The organism is Sphingobium sp. YBL2 (assembly GCF_000943805.1).
Taxonomy (GTDB): Bacteria; Pseudomonadota; Alphaproteobacteria; order Sphingomonadales; family Sphingomonadaceae; genus Sphingobium; species Sphingobium fuliginis.
This window is the reverse complement of sequence record NZ_CP010954.1, coordinates 171,562-194,764: the sequence shown is the minus strand read 5'-3', so window position 1 is coordinate 194,764 and position 23,203 is coordinate 171,562. Positions and strand designations below refer to the sequence as shown.

Sequence of the window (23,203 nt, the reverse complement as noted above, 5' to 3'; positions counted from 1 at the left end):
CCATGGGGATCGTTTCCGACGTCTTTGCAGGCAGGAAATATGCGGTGCTGGGGTTGGCGCGGTCCGGCCTCGCCACGGTCGAGTGCCTGGCGGCGAGCGGGGCTGAGGTCGTGGCATGGGACAGCCGGGACGAGGCGCGCGCCTCCGTTAAGGGCAAGGCGGAGTTGGCCGATCCCACCGAAATCGACCTCAAGGGCTTCGACGGCGTGGTGGTGTCGCCCGGCGTGCCGCTCAACAAGCACCCCATCGCCATGCATGCGAAGCTCGCGGGGGTGCCGGTCATTGGCGACATAGAGCTGTTCGCGCTCGCCCGGCCCAGCCTGCCCAGGCATCGGGTGGTGGGGATCACCGGAACCAACGGCAAGTCCACCACGACCGCTCTGGTCCATCATATCGTCGAGACGGCGGGCATTCCCACGCGGATGGGCGGCAATATCGGGCTGCCGATCATGGGACAGGACCCGTTGCCGGAGGGCGGCGTCTATGTGCTGGAACTGTCGAGCTACCAGATCGACCTGACGGGCAGCCTGGATTGCGACGTGGCGGTGCTGCTCAACATCACGCCGGATCATCTCGACCGTTATAATGGCTTTGAAGGCTATGTAGCCTCCAAGGCGCGGCTGTTTGCGATGCAGTCGGCCGGGCATGCCGCGGTAATCGCGACGGAAGATGAGCCGAGCCGGGGGATATTCCATTCCGTCCGTCATTCCCGGCAAGGCGGGAATGACGGGGTTGTGGAGGTGCGATCGAGCGACATCGCTCCCTCCGCTCAGGCCGGCTGGCCCGCATTGCAAGGCCCGCATAACGCCCAGAACGCCGCCGTCGCCATCGCGGTCGCCCGCGCGCTGGGCATCGGCGAAGCGACAATCGAACAGGGCCTGCAAAGCTATGCCAGCCTTCCCCACCGGATGCAGCGGGTGCGGGAACTGAACGGCGTCCTCTACGTCAACGACAGCAAGGCGACCAACGCCGCCTCGACCGCGCCGGCGCTGGCCGCCTATCCGCCGGTCGATGGCCGCAAGCGGCTGCACTGGATCGTCGGCGGCCTGGCCAAGACCGACAATCTGGACGAGTGCGCGCCCTGGTTCGCCAATGTGGCCCAGGCCTATACCATCGGCGAAGCGGGCCCCATGTTCGCTGAGCTGTTGCGCCCGCATATGGCGGTGGACGATTCGGAAATGCTATCGGCCGCCGTTCGCCGCGCTGCGCGGGTGGCGCAGCCGGGTGACGTGGTGCTGCTGTCGCCAGCCTGCGCGAGTTTCGACCAGTTCCGCGATTTCGAGGCGAGGGGCGATGCCTTCGCCGCTGCCGTCGCCGCGCTGGAATAAAGGGAATCGGAGGAGCTTTGGGGGGCATGTCGAGGGCAGGCGATCTTGTAAAGGAGTTCAGGAACCGCACCGTCCCGCGTGAGCGTACGGCGCTGGCCATCTGGTTCTGGGAAATCGACCGCGTGCTGCTGTCGCTGATCGTCGCGCTGATGGCGATCGGGCTGGTCGCCGTGGCGGCGGCCTCCCCGGTGGCGGCGATCGACCGGTCGACCAGCACGGTTTCGGTGACGCCGCTCATCTATTTCTACCGCCAGTTGATGTGGGTGTTCATCGGCCTGCCGATCATGCTGGTGATCTCCATGCTGCCCCGGACGCAGGCGCGCCGGCTGGCCTTTATCCTGTGCATCGTCTTTGCCGTGGCGCTGCTGCTGGTGCCGGTGCTGGGTTCGGTGGTGAACGGCGCCAAGCGCTGGATCGACCTGCCGGGTTTCCGGTTCCAGCCATCGGAATTCCTCAAGCCCGTCTATGTCGTCACCATGGCCTGGTTGCTGTCGCTGCGCGGCAAGGACATGACGCTGCCCGTGATCCCGCTGACCGGCGTGCTGACGCTGCTGATCGCGGCGATCCTGATGAAGCAGCCGGACTTCGGCCAGACGGTGATCTTCCTCGCCTGCTGGGGCGGCCTGCTGCTGCTGTCGGGGGTGTCCATGCGCTTCATCGGCGGGATGGCGGGCGCGGGGCTTGGCGGGCTGGTGCTGATGTACATGTTCTATGAGAACGGACGTCAGCGCATCAACGACTTCCTGGGCATCGGCGTTGCGCAGGATGTCGGGCCGGACCAGACCGAACTGGCCTTCCGCACCATCACCCATGGCGGCTTCCTGGGCGTCGGGCCGGGCGGCGGGCAGAACAAGTTCCGCCTGCCCGAAGCGCATACCGACTATATCTTCTCGGTCATCGGGGAAGAGTTCGGCCTGCTCGCCTGCATCGGCATCGCCTGCGTCTATCTGGCCATCGTCGTGCGGGTGTTCCTGCGCATGCTGGACGAGGACGATAATTTCACCATTCTCGCCGCGGCGGGCCTCACCACCCAGTTCGGGCTTCAGGCGATCATCAACATGGGCGTCAACGCCCAGATATTTCCGTCCAAGGGCATGACGCTGCCCTTTATCAGCTATGGCGGCTCCTCTATGCTGGCGCTTTGTATCGGCGTCGGCCTGTTGCTCGCATTCACGCGGCGCAACCCCTTCATGGGTCGGCACACGGTCGTCAAATGGAGTGGTCGATGAGCATTTCCCGACACTTCGTCCTCGCCGCCGGCGGGACGGGTGGTCATATGATTCCGGCGCATGCCGTTGCTGAAGAGCTGATGCTGCGCGGCCATCATGTCGCGCTGGTGACGGATGAGCGCGGCGCCAAGATACCTGGCATTTTCGACAAGGCGCCTGACAACCGGGCACAGGTCCATGTCATGCCCGCCGGGCGGATGACCCGGAATCCCAGAAGCTGGCCGGGCGCGTTGAAGGCGATTTTGGCGGGCCGGGCGATGGCGCGGCGTCTGAACGAGACGTTCCGCCCGACGGCCGTTGTGGGTTTTGGCGGCTATCCGGCCATGCCCGCGTTGCTGGGCGCGCTGGCCGATGGCATTCCGACCGCCATTCACGAACAGAATGCCGTGCTTGGCCGGGTGAACCGCTATCTGGCGGGACGGGTGGATGCCATCGCGACCGCCTATCCGGATGTCGAGCGGCTCAAGGACAGATATGCCGGCAAGGTCCACCTCGTCGGCAATCCGGTGCGCGAGGAGGTGAAGCAGCTTCGCGAGGAGGATTTTCCCGCGCTGACCGACGAGAGCGTATTCCGTGTGCTGGTCATCGGCGGCAGCCAGGGGGCGACGATCCTTTCCAGCGTCGTGCCCGATGGCCTGGGCATGCTGCCGCTCAGCCTGCGCCGGCGCCTGCAGGTGACGCAGCAATGCCGGGCGGAGGATATTGAGCGGGTGCGCCGGCTCTATGCCGATCTGGAAATCCCGGCGGACCTGGCGACCTATTTCAACGATGTCCCGGAAAAACTGGGCTGGTCGCACCTTGTCATCGCGCGGGCGGGCGCTTCGACGCTGGCGGAACTGACCTGTGCGGGGCGTCCGGCGATCCTGATACCGCTGCCGAGCGCGATGGACGACCATCAGACCGCCAATGCCCGCGAGATGACCGAGGCCGGCGGCGCCCGCACCATTCCGCAGGCGCGCTTCACGGCTGTGGAACTTGCCAAGCAGATGCAGAAGATGGCGCTGGAACCCGGCGCGCTCCAGAATGCGGCCAAGCGCGCCCGCGCCTGCGGTCGCCCGAATGCGGCCCGCGACATGGCCGATCTGCTGGAAAGCATTGGCCCGGCGCCCATCATCAATGACCCGCTGCGTGTCGGCCCGACGCCCACCAGCCTCAATTTGCAGGGTGTTCCTGCATGAAGAACGCCAAACTCTCCCCCAACGGCTCTCTCTATTCTGTCAGCAAGGAATCCCACGCATGAAGGGTGTCGGCACCGACATCGGCACGATCCATTTCATCGGCATCGGCGGCATCGGCATGTCCGGCATCGCTGAGGTGATGCATAATCTGGGCTACAGGGTTCAGGGCAGCGACGTCGCCGAAGGCTATGTGGTCGAGGGGCTGCGCAAGAAGGGCATCCCCGTGATGATCGGCCACAAGGCCGAAAATCTGGGCGATGCCGCCGTGGTCGTGACCTCCACCGCGATCAAGAAGGGCAATCCGGAGGTCGATCTGGCGCTGGAGCGCCGCGTCCCCGTCATCCGCCGGGCCGAAATGCTGGCGGAACTGATGCGCCTCAAATCGACCGTCGCGGTCGCGGGCACGCACGGCAAGACCACGACCACATCGATGGTCGCGGCGTTGCTGGATGCGGGCGGGGTGGACCCGACCGTCATCAATGGCGGCATCATCAACAGCTACGGCTCCAACGCCCGCCTCGGCAACAGCGAATGGATGGTGGTAGAAGCCGACGAGAGTGACGGCAGCTTCCTGCGCCTGGACGGCACGCTGGCGGTCGTCACCAATATCGATCCCGAGCATCTCGACCATTATGGCAGTTTCGACAAGGTGAAGGACGCCTTTGTCGAGTTCGTCGAGAATGTGCCTTTCTACGGCGCGGCGATGCTGTGCCTCGACCATCCGGAGGTGCAGGCGATCCTGCCGCGCGTGCAGGACCGGCGCATCGTCACCTATGGCTTCTCCGCCCAGGCCGATATTCGCGGCGAAAATGTGCAGCCGATTCCCGGCGGCAACCGCTTTGACGTGCAGATCCGGGAACGCGACGGTTCGCTCCGCCGGATCGAGGGCATCGAAATGCCGATGCCGGGCCGCCACAATGTGCTGAACGCCATGGCGGCGATCGGCGTGGCGTTGCAGATGGGCATCGATGACGCGACGATCCAGACCGGCTTCGCCAAGTTCGGCGGCGTCAAGCGGCGCTTCACCAAGGTCGGGGAAATCGCGGTCGGTGGCGGCGCCGCGACGGTGATCGACGATTACGGCCACCATCCGGTCGAGATCAAGGCGGTGCTGGCTGCCGCCCGCGAAGGGGCGAAAGGCCGGGTCATCGCCGTGGTCCAACCGCATCGCTTCACCCGCCTGCGCGACCTGATGGACGAGTTCCAGCAGGCCTTCAACGATGCCGACATCGTCTATGCCGCCCCGGTCTATCCAGCCGGCGAGCAGCCGATCGAGGGCGTGGACAGCGCGGAACTGGTCGCGGGCCTCAAGCGCCGGGGCCATCGCAACGCCGCGACGGTCGAGGGCGCGGACGATCTTGCCCGCCTGGTCGCCGCCGATGTGCAGGCGGATGACATGATCATCTGCCTGGGCGCGGGCGACATTACCAAATGGGCGGCGGGGTTGGCCTCCGCCGTTGCGGAGAGGGAAGCCGCCTGATGTTCGAACTGCTCAATGTCGGGCTGGAAATGCAGAAGCGGATGATCGACATCCAGATGCAGGGCGTCGAAGCGGCGCAGCAGATGGTCGACGCCGCCCAGCGCAATGTGGATGCGGGCCTCGCCGCGACCCGCGCGGGCGAGGCGGGCATGAAGGCGATGAAGGGCTGGATGCGGCTTTGGGGGATGCGCGATTGACGCTGGCGGCAACGTCCCTTCCTCCGGTTCGCGGTTCGCTCAAGGCCGATGCGCCGTTGGCACCGCTCGTCTGGTTCAAGGCGGGCGGCGTCGCGCAATGGCTGTTCGAGCCGAAGGACGCGGACGATCTTTCCGATTTCCTCACCCGGCTGGACCCGGCGATCCCGGTGATGGCGCTGGGGCTCGGTTCCAACCTGATCGTGCGGGACGGCGGCGTTCCGGGCGTTGTGGTGCGTCTTGGCAAGCCCTTTGCCAAGGTGGAGCAGGTCGATGCGACCAGCCTGCGCTGCGGGGGAGGGGCCTCGGGCATCCTCGTTTCATCGACCGCGCGGGATGCAGGGATCGCCGGGCTTGAATTCCTGCGCTCCATTCCGGGCACGGTCGGCGGCTTCGTAAGGATGAACGGGGGCGCCTATGGTCGTGAGACCTGCGATATTCTTGTGGAATGCGAGGTTTTGCTGCGGTCCGGCGAGCGGGTGACATTGCCGGTCGATGCATTGGGCTACACTTACCGCCACAGCACTCTTCCCGACGGCGCTGTCGTGGTGAGCGCGGTTTTCCGGGGCTTTCCCGGCGAGCCCGCGGCCATCCAGGCGGAGATGGACCGCATCGCGACCGCCCGCGAGGAAAGCCAGCCGCTCCGCAGCAAGACCGGAGGGTCCACCTTCAAGAACCCGGCCGGTCACAAGGCCTGGCAGCTGGTGGATGAGGCCGGGTGCCGGGGGCTCCAACGGGGGGGCGCGCAGGTTTCGGAAAAGCACACCAATTTCCTCCTCAACCTGGGCGATGCGACCAGCGCGGATATAGAGGCGCTGGGCGAGGAGGTGCGCCGCCGGGTGAAGGAAAAGAGCGGCATTGACCTCGAATGGGAAATTCAAAGGGTGGGCGTTCAGCTGGTTGAAGGAACAGATACATGACTCGTGGCCCCTGGCATGTTGCCGTCCTGATGGGGGGCTGGTCCGCCGAACGGCCCGTTTCGCTTTCGTCGGGCGAGGGCGTCGCCAAGGCGCTGGAATCGCGCGGCCACAGGGTTACGCGGATCGACATGGACCGCGACGTCGCGCTGCGCCTTGCGGAGGCCAGGCCCGATGTCGTGTTCAACGCCCTTCACGGCGTGCCCGGCGAGGATGGCACGGTGCAGGGCATGATGGACCTGATGGGCCTCACCTACACCCATTCCGGCCTCGCCACCTCGGTCATCGCGATCGACAAGCAGCTTACCAAGCAGGCGCTGGTGCCCCATGGCATCCCCATGCCCGGCGGCCATATCGTGCCCAGCGAAAGCCTGTTCGAGGGCGATCCCCTGCCGCGCCCCTATGTGGTGAAGCCGGTCAATGAGGGCAGTTCGGTCGGCGTCGCCATCGTGACCCGGGACGGCAATTATGGATCGCCCATCGGCCGGGATGTCGAGGGACCGTGGCTGCATTTCGAGGAATTGCTGGCCGAGCCCTATATTCGCGGCCGGGAACTCACGACCGCCGTGCTGGGCGACGAAGCGCTGCTGGTCACGGAATTGCGCCCGAAAAGCGGCTTCTACGATTTCGACGCCAAATATACCGACGGCATGACCGAGCATGTGTGTCCCGCCGATATTCCGCAGGAGATCAGCGAAGCCTGCAAGGCAATCGCGTTGCGCGCGCATCGGTTGCTGGGCTGCAAGGGGGCGTCGCGCGCCGATTTCCGTTGGGACGATGAACAGGGGGTCGACGGGCTGTTCCTGCTGGAAGTGAACACCCAGCCGGGCATGACGCCGCTCAGTCTCGTGCCCGAACAGGCGGCGAGGCTGGGCATTGACTATGCCGAGCTGGTGGAGCGTATAGTCGAGGACGCGCTGAACGGCGCCCGAATTGCAGCCAATGGGGGGGCGAAGCATGGCTGAAGCACGCATCCGGCGTGGCGGAACGGCGCGGCTGACGCGAACGACCGGCGCGCGCGGCCGCAGCGGGGGGCGAGGGCGTTCGGTCAAGCAGCGGAGCTGGATCGACGGCCTGATCGACCTGCTGCCGGTGAGCGAGGAAACGCTCCAGCGCATGGCGAGCTGGACCATCGTCGGCATCGTGCTGGCGGCGCTGGTCGGCATCGCCATGCTGATGGGCGTTCCCGCCATGGCCGGGCAGAAGGCGTCCGAACTTGCCGCCCAGGCCGGTTTCGAAGTCGAGAAGGTCGAAGTGCGCGGCGTCGAGCGGATGGACGAACTGCCCATCTACAATATCGCCCTGGGCCAGGTGAGCCGGTCCATGCTTTCGCTCGACCTGCCCAAGGTGCGGGCCGACATGCTGAAGCTCGGCTGGGTCAAGGATGCGCGCATTTCCCGCCGCCTGCCCGATACGCTGGTGGTCGACATCGTCGAACGCGATCCTGTCGCGGTGTGGCAGCATGATGGACAGCTTCACCTGATCGACGTGGCCGGCGTGGTGCTGCAATCGGTGTCCGCCGGGGCGATGCCGGACCTGCCGCTGGTGGTCGGTCCCAACGCCAATCTCCAGACCGCGGGCCTCAACAGGCTGATGGAAAATGCGCCCGCGCTCAAACCCATGCTGGCGGGCGCCACCTGGGTCGGGAACCGGCGCTGGGACTTGCGCTTTCAGTCGGGGGAGACGCTTTCCCTGCCCGAAGGCGACAAGCCGTCGGCCACGGCGCTGGTCAATTTCGCGCGGATGGACGGGGTGAACCGCCTGCTGGGCCGGGGCATCGTCAAGTTCGACATGCGCGATCCCGACCGTTTCGTGCTGCGCCTGCCGCAGGGCCAGGGAAGCGGTTCGTCCGGCGACAAGCCCGATGCGAGCGCCGAAGCGCCCGCCAAGGGCGAGGAAGGCTGAACCCCCATGGCTCAACCCAAGGTCGAGAAGTTCGTCACCGCGATCGACATCGGATCGTGGAAGGTGTCCGCGCTGATCGCGGGGCGCACCGAAAATGGCGAACTGGCGATCCTGGGCACCGGCCAGCGCGAAAGCCGGGGCGTGCGGCGCGGCTTCATCGCGGACATGGAGCGGACCGAACTCGCCGTCCGGGAAACCGTGGAACAGGCGGAACGCGTCGCGGGCACGAATATCGAGGATGTGTGGGTCAGCTTCTCCGGCGGCTCGCTGGTCAGCGATGTCGTCACGGTCGAGCGCGACATGGGCGGCTATCGCGTCGAACAGGCGGACATCGATGACCTTCTGACCACCGGCCAGCAGGGGATCGATCCGGACGGGCGCGTGGTTCTGCATGCCCAGCCGACCTGTTTCACCATCAACGGCCGCGTGCCGGTGAAGAAGCCGCTAGGCATGCATGCGGACCTGCTGGGCGTCGACATCCATGTCGTGCTGGCAGACGGGGCGCCGCTCGCCAATCTCGACCTCTGCGTGCGCGGCGCTTATCTGAACGTCAACTCCATCGTGGCTTCCCCCATTGCCACAGGCCTCGCGTGCCTGTCGGAAGAGGAGCGGGACCTGGGCGTGGCGCTGGTCGAACTGGGCGCTGGCGTGACCAATGTCTCGCTCTATGCAGGCGGCATGCTGGTCGGGCTGCACAGCATTCCGATCGGCGCGTCCGACATCACGGACGACATCGCCTCCGCCTTCGGCATCCGCCGCAGCCAGGCGGAGCGGATCAAATGCTTCTATGGGTCCGCGATGCAGAACCGCCGCGACTTCCGCGACATGATAGAGATCGCCGCGCCCCATGGCGACGTCGCCATTCCGGGGCAGAGCGCCGGCCCCAATGCCGATGGCGGCAAGATCACCCGCGCCGCTTTGGTGGCGGTGATCTGCGAACGGTTGAACCAGATCATGGTGGAGGTGAATGCGGCGCTCGCCGGCATGGGCTTCAACACGCCTACCGGACGGCAGGTCGTGCTGACTGGCGGCGGCGCGGAAATGAAGGGCATTGCCGACTATGCCCAGGGCGCGCTGGGCCGCGCGGTGCGGATCGGACGGCCGCGCGGCCTGGCCGCCATGCCGGAGGCGCATAGCGGCCCGGCCTTCGCGACGCTGGCCGGACTTGCGCTTTACGGCGCTTCGAACCCGGTTGATCTTAGAACGATAGCGCCCGCTCCCCAGACCGTTCATCGTATCGGCGCGCCAGCATGGTGGCACAGAATGGTGAAGGCGATGAAGACGAACTATTGAAATAAACACAGGTCAGACGAATTTTACTGGTGAAATACGCCATCATCTGTTGCATTAACCTTCGATGACAGTTTCGCTCACGTCACCGAAGCTGGAGGGAGCTAGAATTTATGAGCATTGAAATCAGCCCGCCGCATGTGGACGAGTTGAAGCCACGCATCGCGGTGATCGGCGTCGGCGGCGCGGGCGGCAACGCCATCGCGAACATGATCGCCGCCTCCGTCGAGGGCGTGGATTTCATCGTCGCCAATACCGACGCGCAGGCGCTGAATGCCTCGCCCGCGGAACGGCGCATCCAGCTTGGCCCGCAGATCACCGAAGGGCTGGGCGCCGGCTCTCGCCCTGAAATCGGCAAGGCCGCCGCTGAAGAGACCATCGCCTCGGTCGAGCAGGCGCTGGACGGCGCGCATATGTGCTTCATCGCCGCCGGCATGGGCGGCGGCACCGGCACCGGCGCCGCGCCGGTCATTGCCAAGGCCGCCCGCGACCGCGGCATCCTGACCGTCGGCGTGGTGACCAAGCCCTTCACCTTCGAGGGCAATCGCCGCATGAAGTCGGCGGAGGCGGGCATCGAGGAACTGCAGAAGCATGTCGATACCCTCATCGTCATCCCGAACCAGAATCTGTTCCTGATCGCCAACCCGAACACCACCTTCAAGGAAGCCTTCCAGATGGCGGACGAGGTGCTGCAGCAGGGCGTGCGCGGCATCACCGACCTGATGGTCATGCCGGGCCTCATCAACCTCGACTTCGCGGACGTCCGTTCCGTGATGGGCGAAATGGGCAAGGCGATGATGGGCACCGGTGAAGCCGAAGGCGACGGCCGCGCTCTGCAGGCTGCTGAAAAGGCCATCGCCAATCCGCTGCTGGACGGCGTGTCGATGCGTGGCGCCAAGGGCGTGATCGTCTCCATCGTGGGCGGCGACGACATGCGCCTGATGGAAGTGGACGAGGCCGCCAACCACATCCGCGAACTGGTCGATCCCGATGCGAACATCATCTGGGGTTCGGCCTTCAACGACAATCTGAACGGCAAGATCCGCGTATCGGTGGTCGCCACCGGCATCGACAGCGATGCGGGAGCCAATGCCGCGCCGCTGACCCAGCCGTTCAGCTTCGCCAGCCGTCCGGCGGTCGCGGTGCCGACCGCCGCCGCGCCCAAGCCCGCGCCGCAGCCTGCGCCGGCTCCGGTCGCGGCTCCTGCGCCCGCGCCGGAAGCCGAGCCTGAAACGCTGGAACTCGACGTGCCCGCCGCGCCGGCCCCGGCTCCGCTGACCCCGCCTGCCGCAGCGCCGGCGGCGGCGAAGCCTGCGCCTTTCAGTCCGCAGCGTCCCGCCGCAGTGTTTTCGGATGAAGACCCTTCGCAGGACGAGTTGCTGCTGGGTGAGGATGCGGCCGAAGAAGCGCCGGCTCAGCCCGCTCCGGCGCCGCAGGCCGCGCCGCGCGTCGCCACCGGTGGCACGCTGTTCGAGCGGATGGCGGGCCTGACCCGCGGCGCCGACAAGGGCGCCGCCGCCAGCGATGAGGGCGCGCCGACGCCCGACATTCCGCGTTTCCTGAACCGTCAGAGCAACCAGTAATCGGCCGCGGGGTTCGCCCCGGGGCATACTGACAAGCGCGCCATCGGCTGCCATGGGCAACCGGGCGCGCTTTTTCTTTCGACATATTCCCTTGTCCCGCCTCCATCCGCTAAAGGGCTGTCTGTGAGACGTTATGACATATGGATTCTCCGCGGACTGCTTCTAGCGGGCACCGCGCTGGCGCAACCGGTTCTGGCGCAGCCCGCCCAGGTGCAGGCGATGCGTCCCTCCAGCGCGGAAAACCTCAACAATCATCTGGCGCGGCTGGCGTCCAATCCGCGTGACGTGACGGCGCTGATCGGCGCGGGCGAGGCTGCGCTGGACATGGACGACGCGCGGGCGGCGGCGGGTTTCTTTGCCCGGGCCGACACGCTGGCGCCGAACAACGGCAAGGTGAAGGCGGGCCTTGGCCGCGTCATGCTGAAGAACCAGAACCCCGCCGAAGCGCTGCGCCTGTTCGATCAGGCGACGCGGCTGGGCTTTCCCGAAGCGACCCTGCTGTCCGACCGGGGCCTTGCCAAGGACATGACCGGCGATCAGGCGGGCGCGCAGCGCGACTATCAGGCGGCGCTCCAGCGGACACCGGACGATGTCGAACTCACCCACCGCTATGCCGCCTCGCTTGGCATTTCCGGTCAGGTCGATGCGGCGGAACGAGTGCTGAAACCGCTGCTCTACAAGAGCGACCGGGCGGCCTGGCGCTACCGGGCGTTCATCCTGGCGATGAACAACCGACAGGCCGACGCCAGGAAGATCGCGGAGCAGACCATGCCGTCGCAGCTTGCCACGGCGATCCTGCCCTATATGCAGAAAATGCCCTATCTGACCGCTGCCCAGAAGGCGGCGGCGGTGCATTTCGGGCATTTCCCGGCCAATGTCGGTTCGACCGTCGCCGCCATCACGCCCACGCCGCCCGCTTTCGCGGCCGCCACGCCTGCCGCACCGCCGGCCAGCCAACCCGCCGCCCGGACGCCGCCGCCGGCCCGATCCGCGCAGCAGGATCGTCGTTCGCGCCGCACCGAAACCGCCACGAGGCTTGCGCAGGCCGAAGCGCCGGCCCGTAACGCGCCAGCGCCAAGCCAGCCCGTTCCCACCTCCACCATTCCACAGACCCAGACCCAGACCCAGACGCCGCCTCCGCCGCAGCGCGCGCCGCAAGCTGCCGCCTCCGCCGCCGCTCCCGCCACCTCCAATGTGCAGGGCCCGCCGGCGCCCGGCTTCGAATCCGTCCCGGCGCAAAGCCCGGCGCCCGCCAGCCCGCCGCCGAGCCAGCTCAACGCGATCACGCTGGCGCAGGCATCGGCGCCCCCCACATCCAGCCCGCCACAGGGCGGGGTGGACGCGCCGTCGGCTCAGCCGGCTGCTCCGCCACCAACCGCAACGCCTGCGCCGCAGCAGCAGCAGATCGATCCGGCCGTCACCCATTCGCTGGCGGACATCATCCACGCCATCGATGTGCCGGAATCCGAACGCCAGTCGAGCGTCGTCGCGGTCGACCTGTCGGAGGTCGCCCGGATCCAGGCCGCCCGCCGCGCCGAGCGGGAGGCATCCGCCGCCGCTGCCGCGGAAAAGGCGAAGAAGGCCGCCGCCGCCAAGGCGAAGGCCGAAGCGGATGCCAAGGCCAGGCAACTGGCTGAGGAAAAGAAGAAGGCGGCCGAGGAAAAGGCCCGCCTTGCCGCCAATCCCTCGCGCAACTGGCTTCAGGTCGGTACGGGTGCGAACAAGGGCGCACTGGCCTTCACCATGAAGGGATTGCGCAAGAAATATGACTCGCTCGAACCGCAGGACGCCTGGGTGGCGAGCTGGGGCCGCACCAATCGCCTGCTTGTCGGGCCGTTCAGCAGCTTCACGCGGGCCAGGGCGCTGGAGGACAAGCTGAAGGCGGCGGGCGCGGACGTGTTCGCCTGGAAAAGCGATGCCGGGGAAGTGGTTGAGCGGCTTCCGGCGAAATAGGGCGATTTCCCATCGATCGGAACATCGAACGACTCGGCAATGGTCGAAAACGGCATTAAAGGGCGCGGCATGACGCTGCTTGCATCCTATGCCTCGCATCCCGGCCAGAGCCGGGGCCGCCTCCATGCCGAACCCGGCGGGGAGGTGCGGGGGCCCCGCGACATGTTCCAGCGGGACCGCGACCGCATCATCCACAGCATCGCCTTCCGCCGCCTGCGCCACAAGACGCAGGTGTTCGTGTCGCCCGACGGCGATCATTTCCGCGTCCGGCTGACCCACAGCCTGGAGGTGGCGCAGATCGGGCGCACGACGGCGCGGACACTGGGCCTCAACGAAGACCTTACCGAAGCGCTTTGCCTGGCGCACGACATCGGCCATCCGCCTTTCGGCCACGCGGGGGAGGATGCGCTGGAGGCGGCGCTCGACGCACATGGCGGCTTCGACCATAATGCGCATACGCTGCGCACGCTGATGCTGCTGGAAAGTCCCTACCCGCTGTTCCGCGGCCTCAATCTGAGCTGGGAGATGCTGGAGGGGCTGGCCAAGCATAATGGCCCGGTCACGCGGCCCGGCTGGGCCATGCGGGAGGTGGATGCGCTGTTCCCGCTCGACCTTGCCAGCCATGCCTCGCTGGAGGCGCAGCTTGCGGCGATCGCGGACGACATCGCCTATGACAATCACGACATCGACGACGGGCTGCGCGCGGGCCTGCTGACGCTGGACCAGCTTCTGGGCGTGCCGCTGGTGAAAGGCTGCTGGGACCGGGTTCGCGCGCGCTATCCCGATGTGCCGGAGGATCGCCTGCTGCGCGAACTGGTGCGGGAACAGATCGGCGTGATGGCGAACGACCTGATCGCCGCCACCCGCGCCAACATCCTTGCGGCGGGCGTGGAGACAGCCGACGACGTTCGCCGGGCCGGACGCCCGCTGGTCGGTTTCTCGCCCGAACTCGCAGCGCAGGAGCGCGATCTCAAGCGGTTCATGTATGCGACGCTCTATCACCACCCATCACAACTGGCGGCCGCCGACCGGGCGCGCGTGATCGTGACCGATCTGTTTCGCGCCTATCAGGCCGACCCGAAACTGATGCCGCAGGAGTGGCGCGACGATTGCGCGACGCTGGAACCCCGGCGCAGCCGCCATATAGCGGACTTCATCGCGGGCATGACCGACCGCTATGCCGAAAAGCGGCATGCCGAGATTTTCGGTGAACTGGCGCTGGCCTGAGCCATTGTCCGGAGATTCGCGACGGTCCGGCATTCCCTTTGCCCTGAAACCGCTCTACGCATCGGGTCATGGCCCTTCATCCGCAGATCGCCGCGCTCGCGGCCCAGCTTGAGGATCTTGCCGACCTGCTGCGCGCGCAGGGCGACCGGCTCTGGTTGGGGCGGATCGACCTGGTGCGACATCTGGTCGCGGACTCCAATTTCGCCGGCGTCGAACGCTTTCTGCGCCTGTTCGAAGGGGAGGAGGGGCTTGGCGCCCTGGTCCTGAACGACGCATCGGCCAACCGGCGGCTGATCGAACGGCGGCAGGCCGCGCGCATATTGGCCGAACGGCTGGCAAAAGAGGAAGGCGCCGATTGAGCGATTGACGGCGCGGCGCGTTTCACGCAATGCGGAACTGTCGCCGGTGCCGTGGATTCGGTCATCGGACTTGATGCGGGAGAGCATGGGAAGCCTTTCAGGCCACCCCGTCGCCGAAGGAGCAACCGCCCCGGAATCTCTCAGGCCAAAGGACCGCATCATGGGCAGGCACTCTGGAAAGCGGACGGTTCGCGCCGTCCCACCGAAGGGGTAAGCCATCCGGTCGCCTGACTGGTGGTCAAAGCTCTCAGGTTCCGTGACAGAGGGGGTGGCAAACGCGATGAGTCCGACTCCGGACGGGCGCGTCTGTCGCCAATGACCCTCGCACGGAAAGGCCGCCCCTCATGTCCGGCAATGACGACATCGCCCATCTCGAAGAAGAATTGCCGTTGCAGGACCTGCCGCTGGATGGCTGGCACCGCGCCAGGGGCGCGCGCATGGTCGGCTTCGCGGGCTATCACATGCCGATCCAATATGAAGGCATCATGGCCGAACATGCCTGGACCCGCGAACATGCCGGGCTGTTCGACGTCAGCCATATGGGCCAGATAGGCTTTTCCGGCGAAGGCGTGGACGACGCGCTGGAAATCCTGTTGCCGAGCGACATCAAGGGGCTGAAGCCCTTTCGCCAGCGCTATTCGATGCTGCTCGATGAAGAAGGCGGCATATTGGACGACCTGATGGTCTCCCGCCTGGGGGACGGCGCCTTCGACGGCGCGGACATCTATATGGTGGTCAACGGCGCGACCAAATATGACGACATCGGCTGGATGATCGAGCATCTGCCCGATGAAGTGGTGATGAATCACATGGACGAGCAGGCCCTGCTCGCCTTGCAGGGGCCGGAAGCGGGGGAGGCGATGGCCACGCTGGTCCCGGAAACCGCGGATCTGATCTTCATGCAGTCCGGCCTCTTCACCTGGCGCGGCGTTCCGCTGTGGATCAGCCGGTCGGGCTATACCGGCGAGGATGGCTTCGAGATCAGCCTGCCCGCCGCGGATGTGACGCTGCTGGCCGATGCGCTCTGCGCGTTGCCGCAGGTGAAGCCGATCGGCCTTGGGGCACGCGATTCCCTGCGCCTGGAGGCTGGGCTGCCGCTTTACGGCCATGACCTGACGCCTGCCGTCAGCACCATCGGCGCCGATCTGGGCTTCGCCATCCATAAGCGCAGGCGGGAAGAAGGCGGCTTCATCGGCCATGCGCGGGTGATGAAGGAATTGGCCGACGGACCGGGTTCGAAGCGCGTGGGCCTGAGGATCGAGGGCCGCCTGCCGGCGCGGGAGGGCGCGACGATCCATGCCGGCGGCGCGCAGGTGGGCGAAGTCACGTCCGGCGGCTTCGCGCCTACGGTGGGCGCGCCGATCGCGATGGGCTGGGTCAGCCTGCCCCACAGCGCGATCGGCACGGCGCTCGAAATCGAAGTGCGCGGCAAGCGCATCGCGGCGGAGGTTGCGCCGATGCCGTTCGTTCCGCACCGTTATCGCCGCAAAGCCTGAGTCCTTTTCGGAAGGGGATTGATTTATGAGCCGTTATTTCACCGACGAACATGAATGGATCGATGTCGAGGGCGAAATCGCCACGGTCGGCATCACCGATTATGCGCAGGAGCAGTTGGGCGACATCGTGTTCGTCGAATTGCCTGCGGAGGGCACGACCTTCGAAAAGGGCGATGACGCGGCCGTGGTGGAGTCGGTCAAGGCCGCCTCGGACGTCTATGCGCCGATTTCCGGCGAGGTCGTGGAAACCAACAGCGCGCTGGAAGACGAGCCTGCGCTGGTGAACAGCGATGCCGAGGAGGATGGCTGGTTCTTCAAGCTGCGCGTCACGGATGCCAGCGAACTGGAAGGCCTGATGAACGAAGCCGCCTACAAGAAGTTCGTCGCGAGCCTTTGAGAAGCAAATAGCCCCTCCCTTTCGGGGGAGGGGTTGGGGACCGCCCCGGGCGCCGCGTCTGGAGGATGGTCCCCACCCCCGGCCCTTCCCCTGAAGGGGAGGGGAGAGGAGATATGTGAAATGCGCTACCTACCCCTTACCGATACCGACCGGCAGGACATGCTGTCCGTCATCGGGGCGTCCTCCATTGACGACCTGTTCGTGGACGTTCCTGCCGAGGCCCGCCTTTCGGACAAGATCGCCGGCCTGCCCGACCATGCCAGCGAACTGGCGGTCGAGCGCCACATGGCGGCCCTTGCGCGGAAGAATCTGTCGGCGGGGGAAGCGCCCTTCTTCCTGGGTGCGGGCGCGTACAGGCATCATGTCCCCGCCAGCGTCGATCATCTGATCCAGCGCGGCGAGTTCCTGACGGCCTACACCCCCTATCAGCCGGAAATCGCGCAGGGCACCTTGCAGGTGCTGTTCGAATTCCAGACGCAGGTGGCGCGCCTGCTGGGCTGCGACGTCGCCAACGCCTCCATGTATGACGGGTCGACCGCCTGCTGGGAAGCGATCGGCATGGCCCGCCGCATCACCAGGCGCGGCAAGGCGATCCTGTCGTCCGGCCTGCACCCCCATTATGTCTCGGTCGCCAACACCATGGCGAAGTTCACCGGCGACGCGCTGGTGCATCAGGCGCCGACGCTGGACGCCGCCACCGACACCGACGCGCTGATCGCCGGGATCGACAAGGATACAAGCTGCGTCGTCGTCCAATATCCCGACATTCTCGGCCGCATCGCCGACCTGACGCCGCTCGCCGATGCCGCCCACGCGGCGGGCGCGCTGCTGGTCGCGGTCGTCACCGAGCCGGTCGCCCTGGGTGCGATCAGGGCGCCGGGCCATATGGATGCGGACATCGTCGTCGGGGAAGGGCAGTCCATCGGCGTCGGCCTGCAATTTGGCGGGCCTTATCTGGGCCTGTTCGCGTGCAAGCAGAAATATGTCCGCCAGATGCCGGGCCGCCTTTGCGGCGAGACGGTGGACGCGGCGGGCAAGCGCGGCTTCGTGCTGACGCTTTCTACGCGCGAGCAGCATATCCGCCGTGAAAAGGCGACGTCGAACATCTGCACCAATTCCGGCCTCTGCGCGCTGGCGTTCAGCATCCATATGACGCTGCTGGGCGAAAGGGGATTGCGGGAACTGGCGGCGCTCAACCATGGGCTGGCCGTTCAGGCGGCCGACCGGCTGGCCCAGGTGCCCGGCGTCACGCTGCTCAACGACAGTTTCTTCAACGAATTCACCCTGATCCTGTCGAAGGACGCCCGCGAAGTCGTCCGCAACCTGGCGGACAAGGGCGTGCTGGGCGGCGTCTCGCTCGGTCGCCTGTTCCCGGACGCGCCGGCAATCGGCAACGGACTGGTCGTCGCCGTCACCGAAACCGTGACGGTGGAGGATATCGAAATCTTCGCGAAGGCGCTGGAGGAGGAACTGGCATGACCATGCTCAAGGAAGGCCGGCCGACCACGCCGCAGGCTCTGACCAAAGCCGACAGCGCGCCCGCGACCGCCACGGGCAACCGGGCGCTGATGCTGGAGGAAGCGCTGATCTTCGAAATCGGCTCGACCGAGACAACTGGCGTCGACTTTGCCGAAGCGCCAGAGGTCGCCAGCCGTCTCGGCGATCTGGCCCGCACCGACAGCATTGGCCTGCCCGGCCTGTCGGAGCAGGAAACGGTGCGCCATTACACCCGCCTCAGCCGCCAGAACTACGCCATCGACCTTGGCCTGTTTCCGCTCGGCTCCTGCACGATGAAGCATAATCCGCGCCTGAACGAGAAGGTGGCGCGGATGCCCGGTTTCGCGGACCTTCACCCGCTTGCACCCCAATCGACGGTGCAGGGCGCGCTGGCGGTGATCCATGAACTGGCCGCCTGGCTGGTGACCCTGACCGGCATGCATTCCGTCGCGATGAGCCCCAAGGCGGGCGCGCATGGCGAATTATGCGGCCTGCTTGCGATCCGCGCGGCGCTGGAAGCGCGGGGCGATGCGCGCAGCGTCATCCTGGTGCCGGAAAGCGCTCATGGCACCAACCCTGCGACCGCCGCCTTCTGCGGCTATAAGGTCGAGGATATTCCGGCGACACCGGACGGCCGGGTCGATCTGGAAGCGCTGAAGGGCCGCCTCGGCCCTGACGTCGCGGCGGTGATGATCACCAATCCCAATACCTGCGGCCTGTTTGAGCGGGACATGAAGACGATCTCCGACGCGGTGCATGCCGCCGGGGCCTTCGTCTATTGCGACGGCGCGAACTTCAACGCCATCGTCGGGCGGGTCCGCCCCGGCGATCTGGGCGTCGACGCGATGCACATCAACCTGCACAAGACCTTCTCCACGCCGCATGGCGGCGGCGGTCCCGGCTCCGGCCCGGTGGTGCTGTCCGAAGCGCTCGCCCCTTTCGCGCCGCTGCCCTTCGTCGAAAAGCAGGGCGACAAATTCGTGCTGGTCGAGGAAGAGACGGCGGAAGACCATCACGGCCAGACCTTTGGCCGCATGGTCGCCTTCCATGGCCAGATGGGCATGTTCACCCGCGCCCTGACCTACATCCTCAGCCATGGCGCGGACGGCCTGCGGCAGGTCGCCAGCGATGCGGTGCTGAACGCCAACTATATCCTGCGCAGCCTGGACGATGTGCTGGACGCGCCCTTCGGCGGCAGCGGCCCCTGCATGCATGAGGCGCTGTTCAGCGACAAGGGGCTGGCGGAAGGCTTCACCACGCTCGACATCGCGAAGGGGCTGATCGACGAGGGCTTCCACCCGATGACCATGTATTTCCCGCTGGTGGTGCATGGCGCGATGCTGGTCGAACCTACGGAGACGGAGAGCAAGGCCGCGCTCGACCAGTTCATCCTGGCGCTGCGCAGCCTGGCCGAACGCGCCAAGGCAGGTGACGAGGCGCTGAAAGGCGCGCCCTATTTCGCCCCGCGCCGCCGCCTGGACGAAACGCTGGCTGCGCGCAAGCCGGTCCTCACATGGACCGAGCCGGCGCTGGCGGAAGCGGCCGAATGACGGACGGGCCGGAGCCGTGGGAACCCGGTTCCGGCCTCGCCGCCGCGGGCAAGCGCCACGCCCCCGCGACGGAGCGCAATCGCGACGCCATATTGGCGGTGCTTCGGGAGGAACTGCCATCCTCCGGCCTGGTGCTGGAAGTGGCGAGCGGCAGCGGCGAGCATGCGATGTACTTCGCCGCCGCCCTGCCCGCGCTCGATTGGCAACCGAGCGATTCCGATCCGGCTGCGCTGGCATCCATAGAAGCGTGGCGGCAGGAAGCGGGGCTCCCCAATGTGCGTCGGCCACTCAGGCTCGATGCCAGCGCAGGCGGGCCGGTGGAAAGGACGGACGCGATCCTGTGCATCAACATGGTGCACATCAGCCCCTGGGAAGCGACGCTCGGTTTGATGAAGGCGGCGGGGGCCGCGCTGCCGCCGGGTGGCCTGCTCTATCTCTATGGGCCCTATCTGCGGGAGGATGTCGAAACCGCGCCAGGCAATCTTGCCTTCGACGCATCGCTTCGGGCGCGCGATCCCGAGTGGGGCCTGCGTCGGGTCGAGGATGTCATTGCGATTGCGGAGGGCGAGGGGCTGGCATTTCAGCGACTGGTCGAAATGCCCGCGAACAATCTGTCCTTGATATTCCGGCGGCGGGATTGAAAGACTGCCGCGCTCCTGCGAAGGGAGAGCCCAAGGACCGATGCCTCACACTCTCCTCTCCCTCGTCACCGCCGAACTGGCCGCGCCCGCCGATCCGCGCGCGGCGGCGATGGCGGGCGCGTTGGCGGCCCAATATCCCGACGCTTCGCGGGCGGTGCTCTTCTACGGCTCCTGCCTGCGGGAGGAGAATCTCGACGGCTTGATGCTGGATTTCTACCTGATCGTATCAGACTATCGCGCCGCTTATGGAAAGCGCTGGCTCGCGACCGCCAACCGGCTGATCCCGCCCAATGTCTTTCCCTTCGAACATAATGGCCTGATCGCCAAATATGCGGTGCTGTCGGAGGCCGACTTCGCGCGCCTCAACAGCCCTGCCGCCGACAATGTGTCGGTCTGGGCGCGCTTTGCCCAGCCTGCGCGGCTGCTCTGGGCGGCGGACGACCTTGCCCGCCAGCGCGCCATCGCCGCCGTTGCCGGCGCCGCCCCGACGCTGCTTTCGCTCGCTCGCCCGATGGTGCGGGAACAGGACGCGCTGTCGCTGTGGAAGACCGGCTTCACCCTGACCTATGGCGCGGAACTGCGGGCCGAGCGCAAGGGCCGCTCCCTTTCCATCGTCGATGCCGATCCGGACCGTTACCGGCGCTTCGGGGAAGCCGCGCTGGCCCAGGGCCTGCCCCCGTCGCCGGAGCCGGATCAGGCGGCCGCCCTCTGGCGGCGGCTGCAAAGGCGCGGCAAGTGGCTGTCGGTCGTCCGCCTCGCCAAGGCGAGCTTCACCTATGCCGGCGGCATCGATTATCTGGCTTGGAAGATCAACCGCCACGCCGGCACCGCTATCCAGATCAAGCCCTGGCAGCGCCGCTGGCCGCTGATCGGTGCGCTTACTCTGCTGCCGCGGCTGTTCCGGGGTGGTGCGATCCGCTGAGCGCATTCGACAGCGCCTGTGCCAGCCCTGTCAGCGTATAGGGTTTGCGCAACACCTCATGACCCCCGAAATCGGCGCTTTCAGCCGTATCGCCGGCATAGCCGGTGACGAACAGCACCGGCAGATGCGCATAGATGGGGGGCAGGGTGCGGATCATCTCCGGCCCGGTCATGTCCGGCATCAGCACGTCGCTGACGATCAGGCCGATGTCCCGATGGCTGGTGAGCAGCTTCGCCGCCTTCGACGGATGATCGCAGGCGACCGGCAGGTGGCCCAGTTCCGAGAGCGCCGCCATCGTCTGGTTGAGGACGCGCGGATCGTCCTCAACCACCAGGATGCGCATCGGTGGGTGAAGCACGGGTTCCCGGTCCGGCGCAGACGCATCCATCGCGTCTTCGCCTTCCGCACCGATATGACGGGGCAGATAGAGGTGGACGCTCGTGCCCTTGCCGGGTTCGGATTCGATGCGGATCTCTCCCTCGCTCTGGTGCACGAAGCCGAAAATCTGGCTGAGGCCAAGCCCCGTGCCCTTGCCGACCGGCTTGGTGGTGAAGAAGGGTTCGAACACGCGGGAGAGGATGTCGGGCGTCATGCCGCAGCCGTCGTCGCTGACGCTTAGGGTCACATATTCCCCGCCGGCGCATTCCCCGATCTCATGCTGCGCGAGTTCGGCCTGCCCTGTCCTGATGATCAGCCGACCCCGCCCGTCCATCGCATCGCGGGCGTTGACGCACAGGTTCAATATCGCATTTTCCATCTGATGCTGATCGACGAAGATCCGCCAGCCCTTCGCCTCATTTTCGAAGGCCATGGTGATCTGGTCCCCGATGGACCGGTCGATCAGGTCGGACAGGCCCGCCACCAGCGCATCGGGATCGACCGGGCTGGGCAGCAGCGGTTCCGACCGGGCGAAGGCCAGCAGGCGGCGGGTCAGCGCGGCGGCGCGATTGGCGCCCTCCATCGCATTGTCGAGATGGCGGTTCGCCTCCTGCGGTTTCAGCCGCAGCTTGCGCTTGGCGAGTTCCAGACCGCCGACCACCACCGCCAGCATGTTGTTGAAGTCGTGGGCGATGCCGCCGGTCAACTGGCCAACGGCGTCCATCTTCTGCATCTGGCGCAGATTTTCCTCGGCGGCGGCGCGTTCGGCGGTCTCCTTCTTGAGCCGTTCATAGGCGTCCGACAATTCGGCGGTGCGGGTGGCGACGGCCTCCTCCAGCCGGTCGGCGCGTTCCGCCTCGTCATCCGCCTGCCTGCGGGCATTGCGCCGCTCGCTATAGGCGGCATTGGCGAACCAGAGCGCGAACAGCACGCAGACGAGCAGCACCAGCCCGAAAAGCTGCGATGTCTTGCCGAACCAGGCGTTGCGATCCCCGGCCAGCGACACGGCCTGGCTGCGCTCCTGCAAGCGGGCATTCTCCGCCTGGATGACGCGGTCCAGCAGCGCCGTGATGCGCATCAGGTCGCGGGATCTGCCCGCCTGATGGAATTGCGCGAGCGCCGCCATCTTCTGGTCGTAGGTGGTGCGCAGGCCGATCTCGCTCAGCGTCTTGCCGCGCTGGTCGAACGCCGCCTGCAACGCCATGACGTTGCCGCGCTGCCAGTCGGAATGGCGGGTGGTGTAGTTCAGCGTCTTGAGCTGGCTTGCGGCGGTGCGCCACTGATCCTGGAACAGGCGGCCGGTATCGGGGTCAAGGCTGATGACATAGCGGGCCAGCGTCACTTCGGCGCGGGCGGTCTTCGCCTCGAACGCGCGGGCGAGGGCGATGATCTCGAAACTGCGGCGCTGTTCCTTCAGCGCGCGCTCATGGTCGCGGGCCGCATGGCTGGCGCTGTAGAGCAGCGTGCCGAGAGAACCCACCAGCAGGACGACGAGCACCAGCGGCAGGAAGCGTGCAACGAACGCTCGCCACCCTGTCGCATGTTCATCCATGAAAAACCCGTCCGCCATCGACAGTTACACTAGATGAACAATATTAATGGAGAAATGCCGCAGGTGAAAGGTTCCGATTTCGCCGCAAATTCCGTCGCGTTAAATGCCCGTCCGGTCGCGGCGGCGA

Annotated in this window: 20 protein-coding genes and 1 riboswitch; of the genes, 19 read left to right on the top strand and 1 reads right to left on the bottom strand. The window is 66.5% G+C overall.

What is annotated here, in order from left to right; genetic code table 11:
- Positions 1–2: 2 nt before the first annotated feature.
- From murD to TZ53_RS00850, 19 genes are all read left to right on the top strand, one after another.
- Positions 3–1,328 carry a UDP-N-acetylmuramoyl-L-alanine--D-glutamate ligase gene (gene murD, locus TZ53_RS00940; RefSeq protein WP_044660135.1) on the top strand — a complete coding sequence of 442 codons (1,326 nt, stop codon included), beginning with the start codon at positions 3–5 and terminating at the stop codon, positions 1,326–1,328.
- 26 nt (positions 1,329–1,354) lie between these two features.
- Positions 1,355–2,557, top strand: coding sequence for an FtsW/RodA/SpoVE family cell cycle protein (locus tag TZ53_RS00935; RefSeq protein ID WP_025550626.1), 1,203 nt, complete (start codon positions 1,355–1,357; stop codon positions 2,555–2,557).
- On the top strand, positions 2,554–3,735 hold the full coding sequence (murG, locus tag TZ53_RS00930) for an undecaprenyldiphospho-muramoylpentapeptide beta-N-acetylglucosaminyltransferase (protein WP_025550628.1): 1,182 nt from the start codon (positions 2,554–2,556) through the stop codon (positions 3,733–3,735). Before TZ53_RS00935 ends, murG begins: the two co-directional genes overlap by 4 nt.
- A gap of 58 nt (positions 3,736–3,793) precedes the next feature.
- On the top strand, positions 3,794–5,215 hold the full coding sequence (murC, locus tag TZ53_RS00925; protein WP_044660134.1) for a UDP-N-acetylmuramate--L-alanine ligase: 1,422 nt from the start codon (positions 3,794–3,796) through the stop codon (positions 5,213–5,215).
- Positions 5,215–5,412: a hypothetical protein gene (locus TZ53_RS00920; protein WP_025550630.1), complete on the top strand. Its 198-nt coding sequence runs from the start codon at positions 5,215–5,217 to the stop codon at positions 5,410–5,412. The genes murC and TZ53_RS00920 overlap by 1 nt, the downstream gene beginning before the upstream one ends.
- Entirely contained in the window at positions 5,409–6,329 is a 921-nt protein-coding gene (murB, locus tag TZ53_RS00915) for a UDP-N-acetylmuramate dehydrogenase (RefSeq protein WP_083199206.1), read from the top strand. Before TZ53_RS00920 ends, murB begins: the two co-directional genes overlap by 4 nt.
- The gene (locus TZ53_RS00910) at positions 6,326–7,291 is read left to right on the top strand and encodes a D-alanine--D-alanine ligase (protein ID WP_044660132.1); all 966 of its coding nucleotides are present in this window, start codon (positions 6,326–6,328) and stop codon (positions 7,289–7,291) included. Before murB ends, TZ53_RS00910 begins: the two co-directional genes overlap by 4 nt.
- On the top strand, positions 7,284–8,231 hold the full coding sequence (locus TZ53_RS00905; RefSeq protein ID WP_044660131.1) for a cell division protein FtsQ/DivIB: 948 nt from the start codon (positions 7,284–7,286) through the stop codon (positions 8,229–8,231). Before TZ53_RS00910 ends, TZ53_RS00905 begins: the two co-directional genes overlap by 8 nt.
- A 6-nt stretch (positions 8,232–8,237) precedes the next feature.
- Positions 8,238–9,524 carry a cell division protein FtsA gene (gene ftsA / locus TZ53_RS00900; protein WP_044660130.1) on the top strand — a complete coding sequence of 429 codons (1,287 nt, stop codon included), beginning with the start codon at positions 8,238–8,240 and terminating at the stop codon, positions 9,522–9,524.
- A 110-nt stretch (positions 9,525–9,634) separates the two neighbouring features.
- Positions 9,635–11,104: a cell division protein FtsZ gene (gene ftsZ, locus TZ53_RS00895; protein WP_044660129.1), complete on the top strand. Its 1,470-nt coding sequence runs from the start codon at positions 9,635–9,637 to the stop codon at positions 11,102–11,104.
- A 123-nt stretch (positions 11,105–11,227) separates the two neighbouring features.
- Positions 11,228–13,057, top strand: a complete 1,830-nt coding sequence (locus TZ53_RS00890; RefSeq protein WP_044660128.1) for an SPOR domain-containing protein — start codon at positions 11,228–11,230, stop codon at positions 13,055–13,057.
- A gap of 69 nt (positions 13,058–13,126) precedes the next feature.
- Positions 13,127–14,284 carry a deoxyguanosinetriphosphate triphosphohydrolase gene (locus TZ53_RS00885; protein ID WP_044660127.1) on the top strand — a complete coding sequence of 386 codons (1,158 nt, stop codon included), beginning with the start codon at positions 13,127–13,129 and terminating at the stop codon, positions 14,282–14,284.
- Positions 14,285–14,352: 68 nt separating this feature from the next.
- Positions 14,353–14,643, top strand: a complete 291-nt coding sequence (locus TZ53_RS00880) for a hypothetical protein (RefSeq protein ID WP_044660126.1) — start codon at positions 14,353–14,355, stop codon at positions 14,641–14,643.
- A gap of 66 nt (positions 14,644–14,709) precedes the next feature.
- Positions 14,710–14,809, top strand: a riboswitch (glycine riboswitch).
- A gap of 178 nt (positions 14,810–14,987) precedes the next feature.
- Positions 14,988–16,139 (top strand): glycine cleavage system aminomethyltransferase GcvT, encoded by a 1,152-nt coding sequence (gene gcvT / locus TZ53_RS00875; protein WP_083199155.1) that lies wholly within the window; start codon positions 14,988–14,990, stop codon positions 16,137–16,139.
- A 25-nt stretch (positions 16,140–16,164) separates the two neighbouring features.
- Positions 16,165–16,536, top strand: a complete 372-nt coding sequence (gene gcvH, locus TZ53_RS00870; protein ID WP_013040940.1) for a glycine cleavage system protein GcvH — start codon at positions 16,165–16,167, stop codon at positions 16,534–16,536.
- A 120-nt stretch (positions 16,537–16,656) separates the two neighbouring features.
- Positions 16,657–18,015 (top strand): aminomethyl-transferring glycine dehydrogenase subunit GcvPA, encoded by a 1,359-nt coding sequence (gcvPA, locus tag TZ53_RS00865; protein WP_044660125.1) that lies wholly within the window; start codon positions 16,657–16,659, stop codon positions 18,013–18,015.
- Positions 18,012–19,583, top strand: a complete 1,572-nt coding sequence (gene gcvPB, locus TZ53_RS00860) for an aminomethyl-transferring glycine dehydrogenase subunit GcvPB (RefSeq protein WP_044660124.1) — start codon at positions 18,012–18,014, stop codon at positions 19,581–19,583. Before gcvPA ends, gcvPB begins: the two co-directional genes overlap by 4 nt.
- Positions 19,580–20,224: a DUF938 domain-containing protein gene (locus tag TZ53_RS00855; protein WP_044660123.1), complete on the top strand. Its 645-nt coding sequence runs from the start codon at positions 19,580–19,582 to the stop codon at positions 20,222–20,224. Before gcvPB ends, TZ53_RS00855 begins: the two co-directional genes overlap by 4 nt.
- Positions 20,225–20,264: 40 nt before the next feature.
- Positions 20,265–21,146: a hypothetical protein gene (locus TZ53_RS00850; RefSeq protein WP_044660122.1), complete on the top strand. Its 882-nt coding sequence runs from the start codon at positions 20,265–20,267 to the stop codon at positions 21,144–21,146.
- Here TZ53_RS00850 and TZ53_RS00845 read toward each other — a convergent pair.
- Positions 21,103–23,094, bottom strand: coding sequence for an ATP-binding protein (locus TZ53_RS00845; protein ID WP_025549584.1), 1,992 nt, complete (start codon positions 23,092–23,094; stop codon positions 21,103–21,105). The genes TZ53_RS00850 and TZ53_RS00845 overlap by 44 nt on opposite strands.
- Positions 23,095–23,203: the final 109 nt, after the last annotated feature.